The following is a 15,679-nucleotide window of genomic DNA, read 5'->3' as shown; positions in this document are numbered from 1 at the left end:
CCGGTGAGCGCTTCACCGGGCATTCTCTTTCTTAACCCTCCGCCAGCGCTACCTGTACCGCCGTTCTCTGACGATAGTTCTCGTAGATCCCTAGTGCCAATAGCGAGAAGAAAATCGGCCCGCCGACCATCCACAGCGTACTGTTCCAGTCACCGGAATCCATCACCGGCTGAATAACGGTAAAGATATTGGCGAACGCTACCACCAGTACCACTATCGTCGTCGCCAGCAGCGTGCTCACCCGGCTTTTAAACATCACAAATGGACGATCGAGATCGGCTTTGGCCTTAAAGAACGGGAACGCGATAGCCAGGAACAGATACGGCAAGGTCATCGAGACGTTAGCCATCAGCGTTAGCTTGTTATAAAACGCTGAAGCGGTATCGCCGCCGAAAGAGACCAGCAAAATAAACAGACTCACCAGCAGACACTGCAGCCACATGGCGTTAGCCGGCATGCCGTTAGCGTTGACTTTGGTCATCATCGTCGGCCACAGCGCTTTCGGCGTCCCCTGAATGATCGCCTTCAGCGGCGAATAGCTCAGGGTGAAGAATGCGCCGGTATAGGCAAGGAACATCGACAGCCCGGTAATGCGCGCAAACCATACGCCGGTCAGCGCCGCCGCCTGCGGCGACAGATGAAGCGCTAGTCCAAGCGTCGCGCCGAGGCTGGTCATCAACACGTAGGTGATATTGCCAAGGTTGGTACTGTGGTTGCTCAAGACCTGCTGCCAGTTGGCACTGACGCCCCACAGCACAATAGCCAGCGAGTAACCGATCGAAATCACCAGCGCGGCGATGATAATGCCTTTGGCAAAGTTCTTTTCCGGCTTCTCGGTTTTATCCACCAGTCCGCCGACCGCTTCAATCCCGCCATAGGCAAAAATGGCGAACACCACGAAAGACAGCATCGCCAGCCCGGATTGATATCCCGGGTTCGGCGACGCCGTGAAATCCAGCGATTGTGCGAAATGGCCGCCGTTCAGCAGCAGAATCGCCCCGCTCACCAGCAGCAGTACCAGATTAAGGCACATCACCGAGATGCCGCCCACGGCGGTAATTTTGGCAATCTTATTTATCCCTTTCGCCGCCACCAGCGTCACCAGCACCATCCAGCAGGCGGCCAGCACGCCGACGGTTTGCGTCGAGGTTAAGCCGGCAAAAGCCCAGCTCTGGGTTTTATCCGCGCCGAAGAGAAAGGTCGAAAACGGGACCCAAATTTTCGCCGCGGTACTGACCATCCACACCACATAGGATGAAAACCACATAAAGGTGCCAATAAATGCAAAGCGCGGCCCGACGCTACGGTTCATCCACGAATAGATCCCGCCCTCTTCCTTACGATAGGCCGAGCCCATCTCCGCCATCATTAAGGCAAAAGGAATAAAGAAAAACAGCGCCGAGAAAAGATAAAACGGCATTGCGCTATAACCCATCAGATAAAACGCCGAAGGGCTGTTGGCAAAGCCAAACACCGAAGTGAAGATCATTAATATCAGCCCAATCAGGCTCATCTTCTTGATTTGTTGAGGCATAAATCGATCCAAACGTGAGCGTCGCCGAACAACGTCGCCAGGTAAGCAGAAATTGAACGCGGATCCTAGCAATAATCCAGTTTGAAATTGTGGTTATTAGGGCTAATGCAGCGGAGAGAACTGTAAAAATCTTTGAATGAAGGGGATAACGCTAACGGCGGGAAACGGCTTCCCTCTCCTCATGAAAGGGAAGCGTAATTAATCAGGCGCGATCGACGGTGAATGAGATCACTTCGCCGATGGTCTCTACACCTAACGCCAGCATCACCAGGCGGTCTACCCCCAGCGCGACGCCGGAACAATCCGGCAGTCCGGCTTCCAGCGCGGCCAGCAGGTTATAGTCGATGGGCTGCTCCGGCAGGCCGCGGGCCGCACGTTTGCGGTTGTCCTGCTCAAAACGCTGCTGTTGTTCGCGTGCGTCGGTCAGCTCGTGGAAGCCGTTCGCCAGCTCCATCCCCTTGTAGTAGACCTCAAAGCGCTCGGCGACGCGGTGATCTTCGGTGCTGATCTGCGCAAGCGACGCCTGGCTTGCCGGGAAGTGATAGACGAAAGTCGGACGTTCTTTACCGATGTGCGGCTCTACACCCATGGCGAACAGCAGCTGCAACAGCGTATCGCGATCTTCTTCCGTATCGGCGATATTACTGAGATCGAGCTTTGCCGCCACTTCACGCAGCTGGGTTTTGTCTGCCGACAGCGGATCGATCTCCAGATAGCGCTGGAAGGCCTGTTGATAAGAGAGGCTTTCCGCGGGTTGGCACTCGAGCACCTGCTGCAGTAAATCGTCAACTTCGTTAATCAGACGATACATGTCGTAGCACGGACGGTACCACTCCAGCATGGTGAACTCTGGGTTGTGGTGGCGGCCCATCTCTTCATTGCGAAAGCTACGGCACAGTTGGAAAACCGGCCCGCATCCGGCGGCCAGCAGCCGCTTCATGTGGTATTCCGGGCTGGTCATCAGATACAGATTCAGACCCTGAGAGTGGCCGGGGCCGACGAAACGGGTTTCAAACGGGAACATGTGGATATCGGTCACCGTTGCCTGACTCATACAAGGCGTTTCCACCTCCAGCACGCCGCGGTCGGTAAAGAAACGGCGAATTTCCGCCATTACAGCCGCACGTTTTAACAGATTTGGAATGGATGCGCTCGGCTGCCAGGTTGCCGTCTCGCTCATGGTACTTTTCTCCGATTTCATACAAGGGCACGAAGTCTACTCGCAACCGTCGAGTGAAACAAATTTTGTGCAATCCGGCGGCGATATTACATCCTGATAATTTATTGCTAACTTAATTGCATAAATAAAATTGATAAATCAGCGCACGGATTGATAAAAAAATCGAACGCGTCAATTTTCCCCAACATCCCTATGGCTATACTCATTTACCTATAAAGGAGCAGTGATACTTTTTCGCCAGCCCGGCGGCGAAATACACAAAAACTGGAGGAATGTCGTGCAAACTTTTCAAGCCGATCTTGTCGTCATTGGCGCAGGCGGAGCAGGTCTTCGCGCAGCCATCGCCGCTGCGCAGGCTAATCCAAAAGCCAAAATCGCACTGATTTCAAAAGTCTATCCAATGCGTAGCCATACCGTCGCCGCCGAAGGCGGTTCTGCGGCGGTCGCGCAGGATCACGATAGCTTTGAATACCATTTTCACGACACCGTCGCCGGCGGCGACTGGCTCTGTGAACAGGATGTCGTAGACTATTTCGTACACCACTGCCCCACGGAAATGACCCAGCTTGAGCTGTGGGGCTGCCCGTGGAGCCGCCGCCCGGACGGCAGCGTCAACGTTCGCCGCTTCGGCGGGATGAAAATCGAACGTACATGGTTCGCCGCCGATAAAACCGGCTTCCATATGCTGCATACCCTCTTCCAGACCTCCCTCCAGTTCCCGCAAATTCAACGTTTCGACGAGCACTTCGTGCTGGATATTCTCGTCGATGACGGCCAGGCCCGCGGCCTGGTGGCAATGAATATGATGGAAGGCACGCTGGTGCAAATTCGCGCCAATGCGGTCGTCATGGCTACCGGCGGCGCTGGCCGCGTCTATCGCTATAACACCAACGGCGGCATCGTCACCGGCGATGGCATGGGCATGGCGCTGGGCCACGGCGTCCCGCTGCGCGACATGGAGTTCGTCCAGTATCACCCAACCGGCCTGCCGGGTTCGGGGATCCTGATGACCGAAGGCTGCCGCGGCGAAGGCGGTATTCTGGTGAATAAAAACGGCTACCGCTACCTGCAGGATTACGGTATGGGGCCAGAAACGCCGCTCGGCGAGCCGAAAAACAAATACATGGAACTCGGCCCGCGCGATAAAGTCTCTCAGGCCTTCTGGCACGAGTGGCGCAAAGGCAACACCATTTCGACGCCGCGCGGCGACGTGGTTTATCTCGACCTGCGCCATCTCGGCGAGAAGAAACTGCTTGAACGCCTACCGTTCATCTGCGAACTGGCGAAAGCCTATGTCGGCGTCGATCCGGTAAAAGAGCCCATTCCGGTGCGTCCGACCGCCCACTACACGATGGGAGGCATCGAAACTGACCAGCAGTGCGAAACCCGCATCAAGGGCCTGTTCGCCGTCGGCGAATGTTCCTCCGTCGGTCTCCATGGCGCCAACCGTCTGGGATCCAACTCGCTTGCCGAGCTGGTGGTCTTTGGCCGCCTTGCCGGTGAGCAAGCCATGCAGCGCGCGATGGCCGCGGGCGAAGCCAACAACGCGGCGCTGGATGCGCAGGTCAACGACGTTGAAAACCGTCTGAAAGACCTCGTCAACCAGCAGGGCAATGAAAACTGGGCCAAAATCCGCGACGAAATGGGTATGTCGATGGAAGAAGGCTGTGGTATTTATCGCACGCCGGAGCTGATGCAAAAAACCATCGATAAGCTGGCCGAGCTGCAGGAGCGCTTTAAGCGCGTGCGTATCACCGACACCTCCAGCGTGTTCAATACCGACCTGCTCTACACCATTGAGCTGGGCCATGGTCTCAACGTCGCCGAATGCATGGCGCACTCCGCTATCGCGCGTAAAGAGTCTCGCGGCGCCCATCAGCGTCTCGATGAAGGCTGCACTGAACGCGACGACGTCAATTTCCTCAAGCATACGCTCGCCTTCCGTGAGGCTGACGGCAGCACGCGCCTGGAGTATGGCGATGTGAAGATCACCACTCTGCCGCCGGCTAAACGCGTGTATGGCGCCGAAGCGGAAGCCGCTGAGAAGAAGGAGACGACCCATGGCTGAGATGAACAAACTGAAAATTGAAGTGGTGCGCTACAACCCGGAAGTCGATACCGCGCCACACAGCGCTTTCTATGAAGTCCCCTACGACGAACAAACCTCGCTGCTCGACGCGCTGGGCTATATCAAAGACAACCTCGCGCCGGATTTAAGCTACCGCTGGTCGTGCCGCATGGCGATCTGCGGTTCTTGCGGCATGATGGTCAACAAGGTGCCAAAACTGGCCTGTAAAACCTTCCTGCGCGACTATACCAAAGGGTTGAAGGTAGAAGCGCTGGCCAACTTCCCGATCGAGCGCGATCTGGTGGTCGATATGACCCACTTTATCGAAAGTCTGGAAGCGATTAAGCCGTATATCATCGGAAATAACCGCACGCCGGAGCAGGGGCCGAATAAGCAGACTCCCGCGCAGATGGCGAAATACCATCAGTTCTCCGGCTGCATCAACTGCGGTTTGTGCTATGCCGCCTGTCCGCAATTTGGTCTGAACCCGGAGTTCATCGGCCCAGCGGCGATCACCCTCGCCCATCGCTACAACGAAGACAGCCGCGACCACGGCAAAAAGGAACGTATGGCGCAGCTTAACGGCCAGAACGGCGTGTGGAGCTGTACGTTTGTCGGCTTCTGCTCCGAAGTTTGCCCGAAGCATGTCGATCCGGCGGCCGCCATTCAGCAGGGCAAGGTAGAAAGTTCGAAAGACTTCCTGATCGCCACCCTGAAACCACGCTAAGGAGTGCACTATGACGACTAAACGCAAACCCTACGTGCGGCCCATGACCTCCACCTGGTGGAAGAAGCTGCCATTTTATCGCTTCTATATGCTGCGTGAAGGGACGGCGGTGCCGACGGTCTGGTTCAGCATCGTGCTGATTTACGGCCTGTTCGCCCTTAAGCACGGCGCCGAAAGCTGGGATGGCTATGTGGCATTCCTGCAAAACCCGATTGTGGTGATCCTCAACCTGATCACCCTGGCAGCGGCGCTGCTGCACACCAAAACCTGGTTTGAGCTGGCGCCGAAAGCCGCCAACATCATTATTAAAGGCGAGAAAATGGGGCCTGAGCCGCTGATTAAAGGGCTGTGGGCGGTAACGGCGCTGGTTAGCATCGTGATCCTGTTTGTCGCGTTGTTCTGGTAAGGAGGCTGATATGATTAATCCCAATCCCAAACGTTCCGATGAACCGGTGTTCTGGGGGCTGTTTGGCGCAGGCGGCATGTGGGGGGCGATTATCGCGCCGGTGATGGTGCTACTGGTCGGCATTCTGCTGCCGCTGGGACTCGCCCCTGGCGATGCTTTCAGCTACGAACGCGTTTACGCCTTCGCCCATAGCTTCATCGGCCGCCTTTTCATCTTTCTGATGATTGTTCTGCCGCTGTGGTGCGGCCTGCACCGTATCCACCATGCGATGCATGATCTGAAAATCCACGTACCGAACGGCAAATGGGTCTTCTATGGCCTGGCGGCGATTTTAACCGTCGTTACCCTGGTCGGCGTGTTATTTATCTGATGCGACATCTCGCCCGGTAGCAATCTGTTACCGGGCTCGCTTATCGACAAAATCTCCCTACTATTTTCCTGCCGCTATCTACACTTAGAGAAAAAGCGGTAAGGAAGGTACCTATGCGTCTGCTGCCAGTGTTAACCGTGGTTATCGCGTCGTTGCTGAGCGTTGCGTGCAGCAATCCCGTTCCTCCCGCTGGCGTGACCGTCGTCAGCCCATTCGAAAGCCAACGCTTCCTCGGCACCTGGTATGAAATAGCCCGCTTCGATCATCATTTCGAAAGCGGGCTGGAAAAGGTTACGGCGACTTACAGCCTGCGCGGCGATGGCGGCATTGATGTGGTCAATAAAGGTTATAACCCTGACCGCGGCATCTGGCAGAAAACAGACGGCGTGGCCTGGTTCACCGGCGATCCGAACCGCGCGGCGCTAAAAGTCTCGTTCTTCGGCCCTTTCTATGGCGGCTACAACGTGATTGCGCTGGATAAAGAGTACCGCCATGCGCTGGTTTGCGGGCCGGATCGCGATTACCTGTGGCTACTGGCGCGTACGCCGAAGATTTCGCCGCAGGTAAAACAGCAGATGCTGGATATAGCCACCCGGCAGGGCTTCGACGTGAGCAAACTGATTTGGGTTAACCAGCGCTATTAATGTGCGCTGATTTTCAGCCCGATAATGCCGATGACAATACAGGCCAGGCTTGCGATACGCATCGGGCTTGCGGATTCACCCAGCAGCACGATGCCGGTTATCGCTGCGCCTACGGCGCCGATCCCGGTCCACACCGCATAGGCGGTACCCACCGGCAGTGATTTCATCGCCCACGATAGCAGCGCCATACTGACGACCATAGCGGCAATGGTAATCACGCTTGGCAGCAGACGGCTAAACCCATGGGTGTATTTGAGGCCGACGGCCCACACGACTTCCAGCAAACCGGCGATAAAGAGAATGATCCAGGACATATGGCTCCAGTAATGGGGCCGTCCCCGAATGAGATACGCTCACGGGTCGTCCCGCAAGGTGGTTGAAAACGCCGGGATTATAAACAACGGCGCCGTGAATGTGAAGACCGGTACGGCGCGAGGCCGTACCGGTAATGTTTAATTCTGAGCTTTGGTCGCCGCACCAGAGATAGCGCTGCCGCCGTCAGAAATGTCTTCACCGATACCACGCGTGGTGTTACATGCGGTGAGCACGGAGGAAAGGACCAAAACAGTAAAGAACGCCGCAATCGTTTTTTTCACCATAATATCATCCTTATAAACAGTTTTTGTTTTCTTGCCCTATAAGCATAGCCAAACTGATTCAGAATGAAGGGATAGTCGCGTTTTTTAAGAGAAAAAGAGGTTCAGACTGAACTGCGCAAAATGAATTGCAGGGAAGGCAGATGAAATGAGACTAGCTGACGGCGTGAGAAATCGCGTGCCCTAACCCCTGGATATCTTCGCCAAAACCGCGGGCGGTATTACATCCAGTAAGCAGCGCGCCGCTGAGCAGCAGCAAAATGAGAAATTTGAGCGTCCGGTTCATGTTAATCCTGACATGAAACTGGAGGCGCAGCAGCATGGCTGCGCCCACCGTCTCACAGCATGAATTACTTCACGCGAGATACGTATTCGCCGGAGCGGGTATCTACTTTGATGACTTCGCCAATCTGAACGAACAGCGGAACTTTAACCACAGCGCCAGTGGACAGAGTAGCCGGCTTGCCGCCAGTACCTGCGGTGTCGCCTTTCAGACCTGGATCGGTTTCAACGATTTCCAGTTCAACGAAGTTCGGCGGCGTGACAGCGATAGGCTGACCGTTCCACAGGGTCACGATGCACTCAGCCTGATCCAGCAGCCATTTCGCGTTGTCGCCGATAGCTTTAGCATCAGCGGACAGCTGTTCGAAGGTTTCGTTGTTCATGAAGTGCCAGAACTCACCATCGTTGTACAGGTAAGTCAGGTTCATATCGACAACGTCCGCGCCTTCTGCAGAGTCGGTGGACTTGAACGTTTTTTCTACACGGGTGCCGGTCAGCAGACGACGCAGCTTAACGCGTGCGAATGCCTGACCTTTACCTGGTTTAACGAATTCACTGGCTTCAACCGCATACGGTTCACCATCCATCATGATTTTAAGACCAGCACGAAAATCGTTGCTATAGTAAGTCGCCATAAGGCCCTCTGAAATTGTTTAACTTGGTAGCTAAGCCACAAAATGGCGCATATTGTAACCCTAAATACCCCATCCAGAGAAGATTGGATCTCGCAACTTGCCGATGTTGTGACCAGTCCCGATGAACTATTGCATCTTTTAGATCTGGAAACAGATGCAAACCTATTGGCGGGACGTGATGCGAAGCGTCTCTTCGCGCTGCGCGTACCGCGCGCGTTTATTGCACGTATGGAAAAGGGCAACCCAAACGATCCCCTTCTTCGTCAGGTGCTTACCGCACAAGAAGAGTTTGTTGCCGCCCCTGGTTTTTCCACCGATCCGCTGGAAGAACAACACAGCGTTGTACCAGGCCTGCTGCATAAATATAGCAACCGGGCGCTATTGCTGGTGAAAGGAGGCTGTGCAGTCAACTGCCGCTACTGCTTCCGCCGCCACTTCCCCTATGCCGAGAACCAGGGCAATAAACGCAACTGGCAGGCAGCGCTCGAGTACATTGCCGCCAATCCGCAGCTTGATGAAATTATTTTTTCCGGCGGCGATCCGTTGATGGCCAAAGACCACGAACTGGATTGGTTACTGACGCAACTGGAAGCTATCCCGCATATTAAACGGTTACGCATCCATAGCCGCTTGCCGATTGTCATTCCGGCGCGGATCACCGAAGGGCTGGCGGCTCGCTTTAACGCCTCCTCGCTGCAGATCCTGTTGGTTAACCATATCAATCATGCCAATGAGATCGGCCCGGAATTTCGGGCGGCAATGGCGCTGCTACGGCAAGCGCGCGTGACGCTGCTCAACCAAAGCGTCCTGCTGCGCGGCGTTAACGACAACGCACAAACCCTGGCGGACCTCAGCAACGCGCTGTTCGATGCCGGGGTGATGCCCTACTACCTGCACGTGCTTGATAAAGTCCAGGGCGCAGCCCACTTCATGGTCGAAGACGAGGAGGCCCGGGCAATCATGCGTAAGCTATTAACGCTGGTATCCGGATATATGGTGCCAAGGTTGGCACGTGAAATCGGCGGCGAACCGAGTAAAACGCCGCTGGATTTAGGTTTAAAGCAACAAAACTAAGTTTTTCTGCCGGCCCTGTCCGGCAGATACTTAAATGACAAGTATGTTCGCCTGGCAAATAAAAGATATAACATTTTTCACCAGCGTTATCCAGAAAGCGGTGTTTGCTTAACATTTATAATTATATATACGCGTATCTATTAAATGATGCGCTAATAGAGCATCTAAAAAAGCAGTGAAAGTATATTAGTTGCGACCATAACAATAAACATCACCACGATCCATTTAGGTAATTTAAACGTAGTTCCTCTGCGACTTTCGCTTCGATTAGCATTAACGGTATTTTTAACTTCGTACATTTCGCTCTCTATGCTCTCCCTATCACTTGCAGAATCATCTACATTCGTTGATGGGCTCGCTATTATCTCTTGCGTTGTGGTAACTGGAGTGATTACCGCATCCGTGGCAAGGATAAACCCGCGCTGCCTGACGGTAATAATGATATCCTGAGATAGTCCGGCCTTTACCAGTGATTTTCTGAGCAATGAGATATTTTGGTAAAACGTGTTTTGCGCAACTATTACCCCCCTTGTTTTCCAGACAGTTTCCAGAAATTCCTCACGTGAAATGATCCTGCCATTACTTTCTATCAGCAACAATAAACAACGCGCCGTTGGTCCATTTAAGTTAACGGTAGTGCCATTTTCATTAACAGTTCGCAACTCACTCATATTCACGTCAAAAATAACTTCATCATTAATGATGAATTCACTAAATGCCATAATGTCTTCCCTTTTTCATTAGCTATGTGAAATAAACATGAAATTAATGAAATCCCATCTTTAATGTTGCGCGAATAGCCTTGAACAGGCCTGCTATTAGATGGCTTCATATATCAATCATTGAGTCTCGATTTTGCATCAAAGATAAGACTAACATGATATTTAAACTGAATGGAAGCCAGAGATACCGCACAACATTCATCGAATCAACGCTATCACTTATAGTTCGAATAAAAATGTGAATCGTTCCTTTAGTCATTAAAAAGATTATTCAATTAAAATTCACATGCATTTTCACCAACGGCGAATTAGATTCCTCAGTGCTCCCGTCTTAAGCTAAATGCAGGCTAACACCTGCTTATTAGCGTAAGGGACAACAAGGAGTACAGAGATGGGATAGTGTAGTTCTTGGGGCAATTATTGAATTATTAGACCAACCAATAATTAGCAATTAGAGCGATATCTATTTCAAGGATTACGTATTTATACATGGACAAATAAATGAAAAAAACAATCGTAGCTGTAATGGTTGCTGCATCTGCAGTTCTGAGTGCTCAGGCAATGGCCGCTAACACTGCTGAAGTGACCGTTCTGGGTGAAGTCAATGACTCCTCCGCTTCTTGCGTAGTCACCCCGACTGGTACTCTGAACAACGGCATCGTTCGTCTGACTTCTGTTACCACCAGCGAAGCGAACGCTCAGGCTGCAAACACCCTTTTCAAAAGCCAGAAGTTTGGTTTTGATGTTTCTGATTGCGCCCAAGGCAGCAAAGATCCGGCAACTGGCCTGACTGTTGCTGTTACTGGTACCACCAGCAGCAACGCGACCATTCTGGACAACACCGCTGACGACGGCGCTGCCGGTATCGGTATCGGTATCGCGAAAGTCAGCGATGGTTCTCGCGTAGCCTTCGATGGTTCCCAAACCATGTCCGAAACCTACACTGACGGTTCCGTCACTTCCCTGAACTACTACGCTGGTTATGTGAAAGTAAATGCCACAACTGCTGTAACCGAAGGTCCGGTTAAAGGCGTTGCAACCTTTACTATCGACTACACCATCTAATTCTATTTTAGAGGGCTCGCCAACTGGCGAGCCCTTTTTCCGTTTAGAGAAATGCTATGTCAAGCACCTTATTTAAACTTTTCATTCCCTTTTTTTTATTGATTAGCGGTATTGCACATGCTGGTATCGTTATCGAGTCAACTCGCTATCTTTACAAAGAGGGCGCTCGCGAAATCACCGCGCAGATTGAGAACAAAGACGGTATTCCTTACTTAATTAAGTCGTGGATTGAGACCCCAAAAGGGCAAATACCCTCTTTCACGGCGACTCCGCCACTATTCCGACTCGAAGCAAAACAGCAAAATACCGTGCGTTTGTTTTCAACCAATAATGTTACTGCGCCAACAGATCGAGAATCTATATTTTATTTCAATATTATGGCTATCCCGCCAGCTGATGACACCAATGCCAAAAACAATACGATTCAGCTAGCGGTTCGCCACCGTATGCGTCTGGTATACCGGCCAAAATCGCTGTTTGATATGAAGCCAAATACAGAAGCGGCAAAACTCCAATGGCGTAAATCAGGCAATAAATTGTTCATTAACAATCCGACACCTTTTTTCTATTACTTCAACACAATAAAAATAGGTAACACCGAAATAAAAAATGAAGTAAACACCGTCCCTCCGATGGAAACAAAAGAAGTCACGTTAAAGGAAAGTGTCAATGCATCAAGCGTGACATGGAAAATAGTTAATGATTATGGTGGGGCCGGATCGCTCTATTCATCACCGTTGTAATTTGGAATTTTTATTAACGTTATAGGGATGTGTCTATGCAAAATAAAAATAAAGAGCTATTCAAACTATCAACGCTCTGCATCACGTTGTTGCCAGCGTTTTTTTGTGGTTTGGATAATAAAGCGCAAGCACGTGATTTCTTCGATCCCTCATTCATCAATTCATTGAATGGTAGCGATCCTTCAAACGCCCCAGACTTATCTGTTTTTGAAGCCAGGAACGCTCAGGCGCCCGGAGATTATCGGGTTGACATTGTTTTCAACGGCCAATATCTGGATACCCGTACTATCAAATTTGTTATTGATAGTCATAGTGCTGATAAGAGTGATGATATCAAATTAACCCCCTGTTTCACGCTTAAAGACCTGGCGGAATATGGTGTCAGAGTGAAATCCTTCCCAGCTCTGAAAGAAGATACCAATAACTGCGTTAACCTAACGGTCATACCGGATACAAAAGCGGATTTCGATTTTACTGCACAACGGTTAAATATCTCCATACCACAAGCGGCATTATCCACCGTCGTGCAAGGATTTATTCCGGAAGATCAATTTGATGAAGGTATTAACGCGCTGTTAATGAATTACCAGTTCAGCGGCTCGAATGATTTCGAATCAGAAGATGAATACTATAGCCTTAACCTCCAGTCCGGTTTAAATCTTGGTCCATGGCGTATCCGAAATCTGAGCACCTGGAATAAAACGAAAGGAGAATCCAGCGACTGGGAATCAGCTTACCTGTACATGCAGCGCAGCATTCGCCCTCTTAATAGTAATCTGGTAATGGGTGAAAGCTCCTCGCTCTCCGGTATTTTTGATAGCGTGCCGTTTACCGGGATTCAAATGGCAACGGATACCTCCATGCTGCCGGAGAGCCTTCGCGGCTATGCGCCAATTATCCGAGGGATTGCAAAAACCAACGCCAGGGTGATTGTTAAGCAGAATGGCTACCAGGTATATCAGACCTACGTCGCCCCCGGCGCCTTTGAAATTACCGATATGTACCCAAGCGGCGGTAGCGGCGATCTGTACGTAACGGTAGAAGAATCGGATGGCTCAAAGCAAGAATTCATCGTGCCGTTCGCTACGCTGCCGGTCATGGTGCGCGAAGGCCAGCTACAGTATGAAATCACCTCTGGTAAATATCGTCCTTATGATGGCGGAGTTGACGAAACGCCATTCACCCAAGCGACAATAAGCTATGGTGTATCCAGTAGCCTGACGGCCTACGGCGGGATGCAAATGGCCTCGCACTATCAAGCATTATCATCCGGTCTAGGCTATAACCTCGGTGATTTTGGCGCGGCTTCAGCAGACGTCACTCAAGCCTGGTCAAAGATCCAGGATCAAGAAAAGACGTCGGGTCAGTCCTGGCGTATCCGCTACGGCAAAAACATCCTTGATACCGGTACTAACATTACTATCGCGGGTTACCGATACTCTACCAAAGGCTTTAACACCCTGTCAGAGGTGTTCGATAGTTATTCAAACGACGGCAGCTATACCACCCGCTCACTGCGCAACCGTACCAACCTGACGCTTAATCAAAGCTTAGGTAAAGGGCTCGGTAGTCTCTCTATTAGCGGTCTGGTAGAAGATTATTGGGATGATAAACGCACCAATAAATCCATCAGCGTTGGCTATAACGGTGGCTTTAAAAACGTGAACTTCTACCTGGGTTATAGCTATAGCCGCTATACCTGGAGCAGCAATAGCGCGAATAAAGATGCCCAGGACGATCAACGTATCACCCTAACGGTTACTTTACCGATCGGCAACTGGCTTCCTGGCACCTATACCAGTTACCAGCTCACCAATAGCAACCCAGGCTCAACGGATCAATCGGTTGCTATCGGCGGCGTCGGGCTGGAAAACGATAGTCTGGACTGGAGTATTCAGCAAGGATACAGCAACCGCGAGTATTACAGCGGCGACATGCGCGCCACCTATAACAGTTCTCAGGGGAGTGTTAACGCCGGTTACAGCTACGATCGCGATAGCCAACGCATTGATTATGGCGCCAACGGCAGCATTATCGCGCACGCTGACGGCATCACTTTAGGTCAGGACATCACCGATGCTGCCGTACTGGTTAAAGCTCCGGGGCTGGATGACGTCAAACTGACGACCGATAACACCATTTCGACCGACTATCGCGGCTATGCCATCGTGCCTTACGTTACCCCTTATCGTCGCACCGATATCACTCTCGACACCGCCACGCTTGGCGATGATATGGAACTACCGGAAACAACGCAAACCGTGGTGCCGACTCGCGGCGCTATTGTGCGGGCCAACTACGACGGCAAGATTGGGCAACGTGCCTTTATTCATCTTAAAACCGCCAGCGGTCAGGACATTCCCTATGGAGCGATGGTCTTACTGGCTGGTGATGCGAAAAGCCAGGCAAGTATCGTTAGCGATGCCGGGATGGTCTATATGTCCGGACTGCAGCCAACCGGGACGCTCAACGTTCAGTGGGGAAAAAGTAGTTCCCAGCAGTGTCATGCCCCCTTCACGTTACCGCCGCGGGAAGGCAAAACCGCTGGCTTAAACCAGGTCGAAGCGGTGTGTCGCTAGCCATCATTTAAGGACAAATATTGATGAAGAGAATATTTATTCTATTAATGCTTTTAGTTATCGGTGGTGAGACGGCTGCAAAATGTAGTTACTCAGGTAGCATCCAGCGGCAAGCATTTACTATTAGAGCAAAAATACCGACAGACGACTCAATTCCAGTGGGCAGCATATTATATTCGACTAAATACGGCACTGGTAACTATAAAAACTTCACATGCAGCCAGAAAGATAACGATCAGTATATTACGACTATCAGTACCGCTGAGGTCGCCGGCGTTACAGGAATGCATGGAATGCCGGTGTATGAAACCGGAATTGACGGTATTGGATTCCAGGTATCCGATCTGCTGGAAAGTAAAAATGGCGCACTGGTTCCTGCCGTTGCGGGTTCGGTACTGGTACCGTTTGAAAAAACCTCAGATAACTACTATAAGTTTGTCACCGTGTGGTTTATCAAAACAAAACAGGTCATTGATACTTCAGGGTCGGATTCAAACCCGTCAATAAGTTTCTCTGTCGGCAACCCTACAACCAACCCAAGCGCCAGTGATAGACTTTTATATACTACGACTATCAAACTGAAAAATACTACCTATCAGGCAACATCCTGTGATATATCGCCCTCCAGTTCACAGATAACGCTCGGTCGGATTAAAAAAAGCACGCTAATGTCGGTCTCCCGCGGCGGCGTGACACCAGAGCAAAAAAACATCTTATTAACCATTAACTGCCCAGCCGGTTCAATCGGTAATACGTTAATGTACTGGTTTAATCCGATAGGCACCGCCAGCGCATCTGGCGATGGCATCATTGATAATATGATAACCGATGATAGCGGCGCCAAAAATGTCGGTATCATTTTCAAACAAACTGGGACGCCTTTAGTTTTCTATGATATGGATAGCTATAGCTTCAACAGTGCAGCGACTTCGCAGGTCATCAACCTTACCGCTGACTACTATCGCCAAAGCAATAGTGTTGACGATATTACTAACGGTAAAGTTAAGGCAATGTTAGAGGTAGTTATACAGGAACAATAATATTAAGAAAATAG

General features: G+C 51.3%; 17 protein-coding genes. 10 read left to right on the top strand and 7 right to left on the bottom strand.

Annotated features, from left to right (window positions below; all coding sequences use genetic code 11):
* Positions 1-31 precede the first annotated feature (31 nt).
* Both yjeM and epmA read right to left on the bottom strand, forming a co-directional pair.
* Complete coding sequence (gene yjeM / locus ACSEMK_RS18720; protein WP_430915347.1) at positions 32-1,534, bottom strand: glutamate/gamma-aminobutyrate family transporter YjeM; 1,503 nt, start codon at positions 1,532-1,534, stop codon at positions 32-34.
* Between the two features lie 202 nt (positions 1,535-1,736).
* Positions 1,737-2,714: an elongation factor P--(R)-beta-lysine ligase gene (gene epmA, locus ACSEMK_RS18715; protein ID WP_015368646.1), complete on the bottom strand. Its 978-nt coding sequence runs from the start codon at positions 2,712-2,714 to the stop codon at positions 1,737-1,739.
* A gap of 277 nt (positions 2,715-2,991) precedes the next feature.
* Between epmA and frdA the strand changes: the two genes are divergently transcribed.
* The 5 genes from frdA (at position 2,992) to ACSEMK_RS18690 (ending at position 6,929) form a co-directional block, all read left to right on the top strand.
* The gene (gene frdA, locus ACSEMK_RS18710) at positions 2,992-4,782 is read left to right on the top strand and encodes a fumarate reductase (quinol) flavoprotein subunit (RefSeq protein ID WP_113374740.1); all 1,791 of its coding nucleotides are present in this window, start codon (positions 2,992-2,994) and stop codon (positions 4,780-4,782) included.
* On the top strand, positions 4,775-5,509 hold the full coding sequence (gene frdB, locus ACSEMK_RS18705) for a fumarate reductase iron-sulfur protein (RefSeq protein ID WP_087859210.1): 735 nt from the start codon (positions 4,775-4,777) through the stop codon (positions 5,507-5,509). The genes frdA and frdB overlap by 8 nt, the downstream gene beginning before the upstream one ends.
* Before the next feature lie 10 nt (positions 5,510-5,519).
* Complete coding sequence (gene frdC / locus ACSEMK_RS18700; protein WP_045362549.1) at positions 5,520-5,915, top strand: fumarate reductase subunit FrdC; 396 nt, start codon at positions 5,520-5,522, stop codon at positions 5,913-5,915.
* 10 nt (positions 5,916-5,925) lie between these two features.
* Complete coding sequence (gene frdD / locus ACSEMK_RS18695; protein ID WP_015368650.1) at positions 5,926-6,285, top strand: fumarate reductase subunit FrdD; 360 nt, start codon at positions 5,926-5,928, stop codon at positions 6,283-6,285.
* A gap of 113 nt (positions 6,286-6,398) precedes the next feature.
* Positions 6,399-6,929 carry a lipocalin family protein gene (locus tag ACSEMK_RS18690; RefSeq protein WP_047046300.1) on the top strand — a complete coding sequence of 177 codons (531 nt, stop codon included), beginning with the start codon at positions 6,399-6,401 and terminating at the stop codon, positions 6,927-6,929.
* Here ACSEMK_RS18690 and sugE read toward each other — a convergent pair.
* The 4 genes from sugE to efp form a co-directional block, all read right to left on the bottom strand.
* Positions 6,926-7,243, bottom strand: a complete 318-nt coding sequence (sugE, locus tag ACSEMK_RS18685; RefSeq protein ID WP_015368652.1) for a quaternary ammonium compound efflux SMR transporter SugE — start codon at positions 7,241-7,243, stop codon at positions 6,926-6,928. The genes ACSEMK_RS18690 and sugE overlap by 4 nt on opposite strands.
* A 138-nt stretch (positions 7,244-7,381) precedes the next feature.
* Positions 7,382-7,528, bottom strand: coding sequence for a lipoprotein toxin entericidin B (ecnB, locus tag ACSEMK_RS18680; RefSeq protein WP_015368653.1), 147 nt, complete (start codon positions 7,526-7,528; stop codon positions 7,382-7,384).
* A 151-nt stretch (positions 7,529-7,679) separates the two neighbouring features.
* Complete coding sequence (locus ACSEMK_RS18675; protein WP_087859224.1) at positions 7,680-7,811, bottom strand: entericidin A/B family lipoprotein; 132 nt, start codon at positions 7,809-7,811, stop codon at positions 7,680-7,682.
* A 64-nt stretch (positions 7,812-7,875) separates the two neighbouring features.
* Positions 7,876-8,442, bottom strand: coding sequence for an elongation factor P (efp, locus tag ACSEMK_RS18670; RefSeq protein ID WP_003855940.1), 567 nt, complete (start codon positions 8,440-8,442; stop codon positions 7,876-7,878).
* Between the two features lie 42 nt (positions 8,443-8,484).
* Here efp and epmB point away from each other — a divergent pair, with 42 nt between their 5' ends.
* On the top strand, positions 8,485-9,516 hold the full coding sequence (gene epmB / locus ACSEMK_RS18665) for an EF-P beta-lysylation protein EpmB (RefSeq protein WP_430915348.1): 1,032 nt from the start codon (positions 8,485-8,487) through the stop codon (positions 9,514-9,516).
* Positions 9,517-9,680: 164 nt separating this feature from the next.
* Here epmB and ACSEMK_RS18660 read toward each other — a convergent pair whose 3' ends face one another.
* A complete protein-coding gene (locus tag ACSEMK_RS18660; RefSeq protein WP_087859212.1) occupies positions 9,681-10,238 on the bottom strand; it encodes a winged helix-turn-helix domain-containing protein in 558 nt (185 codons plus the stop codon).
* A gap of 501 nt (positions 10,239-10,739) precedes the next feature.
* On the opposite strand from ACSEMK_RS18660, the gene ACSEMK_RS18655 reads away from it, so the two are divergent.
* Genes ACSEMK_RS18655 through ACSEMK_RS18640 form a run of 4 tightly spaced genes read left to right on the top strand, consistent with a single transcriptional unit; the run spans position 10,740 to position 15,665 of the window.
* Complete coding sequence (locus ACSEMK_RS18655; protein WP_113374738.1) at positions 10,740-11,303, top strand: fimbrial protein; 564 nt, start codon at positions 10,740-10,742, stop codon at positions 11,301-11,303.
* 56 nt (positions 11,304-11,359) lie between these two features.
* Positions 11,360-12,046, top strand: a complete 687-nt coding sequence (locus ACSEMK_RS18650; protein ID WP_113374737.1) for a fimbrial biogenesis chaperone — start codon at positions 11,360-11,362, stop codon at positions 12,044-12,046.
* 35 nt (positions 12,047-12,081) lie between these two features.
* Positions 12,082-14,625 carry a fimbria/pilus outer membrane usher protein gene (locus ACSEMK_RS18645; protein ID WP_430915349.1) on the top strand — a complete coding sequence of 848 codons (2,544 nt, stop codon included), beginning with the start codon at positions 12,082-12,084 and terminating at the stop codon, positions 14,623-14,625.
* Between the two features lie 23 nt (positions 14,626-14,648).
* Positions 14,649-15,665 (top strand): fimbrial protein, encoded by a 1,017-nt coding sequence (locus ACSEMK_RS18640; protein ID WP_113374735.1) that lies wholly within the window; start codon positions 14,649-14,651, stop codon positions 15,663-15,665.
* Positions 15,666-15,679 lie beyond the last annotated feature (14 nt).

It is taken from the genome of Klebsiella sp. K-3, assembly GCF_051207495.1.
GTDB classification, from domain to species: domain Bacteria; phylum Pseudomonadota; class Gammaproteobacteria; order Enterobacterales; family Enterobacteriaceae; genus Klebsiella; species Klebsiella aerogenes.
The sequence above is the reverse complement of the archived record's forward strand: the minus strand, read 5'-3'. Positions and strand labels throughout refer to the sequence as shown.

Bases quoted from the DNA above. Each gene is read 5' to 3' on its own strand.
- frdC (WP_045362549.1), top strand. From the start codon at position 5,520: ATGACGACTAAACGCAAACCCTACGTGCGGCCCATGACCTCCACCTGG.
- frdD (WP_015368650.1), top strand. From the start codon at position 5,926: ATGATTAATCCCAATCCCAAACGTTCCGATGAACCGGTGTTCTGGGGG.
- frdB (WP_087859210.1), top strand. From the start codon at position 4,775: ATGGCTGAGATGAACAAACTGAAAATTGAAGTGGTGCGCTACAACCCG.
- ACSEMK_RS18640 (WP_113374735.1), top strand. From the start codon at position 14,649: ATGAAGAGAATATTTATTCTATTAATGCTTTTAGTTATCGGTGGTGAG.
- ACSEMK_RS18655 (WP_113374738.1), top strand. From the start codon at position 10,740: ATGAAAAAAACAATCGTAGCTGTAATGGTTGCTGCATCTGCAGTTCTG.
- sugE (WP_015368652.1), bottom strand. From the start codon at position 7,243: ATGTCCTGGATCATTCTCTTTATCGCCGGTTTGCTGGAAGTCGTGTGG.
- epmA (WP_015368646.1), bottom strand. From the start codon at position 2,714: ATGAGCGAGACGGCAACCTGGCAGCCGAGCGCATCCATTCCAAATCTG.
- efp (WP_003855940.1), bottom strand. From the start codon at position 8,442: ATGGCGACTTACTATAGCAACGATTTTCGTGCTGGTCTTAAAATCATG.
- ecnB (WP_015368653.1), bottom strand. From the start codon at position 7,528: ATGGTGAAAAAAACGATTGCGGCGTTCTTTACTGTTTTGGTCCTTTCC.
- yjeM (WP_430915347.1), bottom strand. From the start codon at position 1,534: ATGCCTCAACAAATCAAGAAGATGAGCCTGATTGGGCTGATATTAATG.
- ACSEMK_RS18660 (WP_087859212.1), bottom strand. From the start codon at position 10,238: ATGGCATTTAGTGAATTCATCATTAATGATGAAGTTATTTTTGACGTG.
- ACSEMK_RS18675 (WP_087859224.1), bottom strand. From the start codon at position 7,811: ATGAACCGGACGCTCAAATTTCTCATTTTGCTGCTGCTCAGCGGCGCG.
- ACSEMK_RS18650 (WP_113374737.1), top strand. From the start codon at position 11,360: ATGTCAAGCACCTTATTTAAACTTTTCATTCCCTTTTTTTTATTGATT.
- ACSEMK_RS18690 (WP_047046300.1), top strand. From the start codon at position 6,399: ATGCGTCTGCTGCCAGTGTTAACCGTGGTTATCGCGTCGTTGCTGAGC.
- ACSEMK_RS18645 (WP_430915349.1), top strand. From the start codon at position 12,082: ATGCAAAATAAAAATAAAGAGCTATTCAAACTATCAACGCTCTGCATC.
- epmB (WP_430915348.1), top strand. From the start codon at position 8,485: ATGGCGCATATTGTAACCCTAAATACCCCATCCAGAGAAGATTGGATC.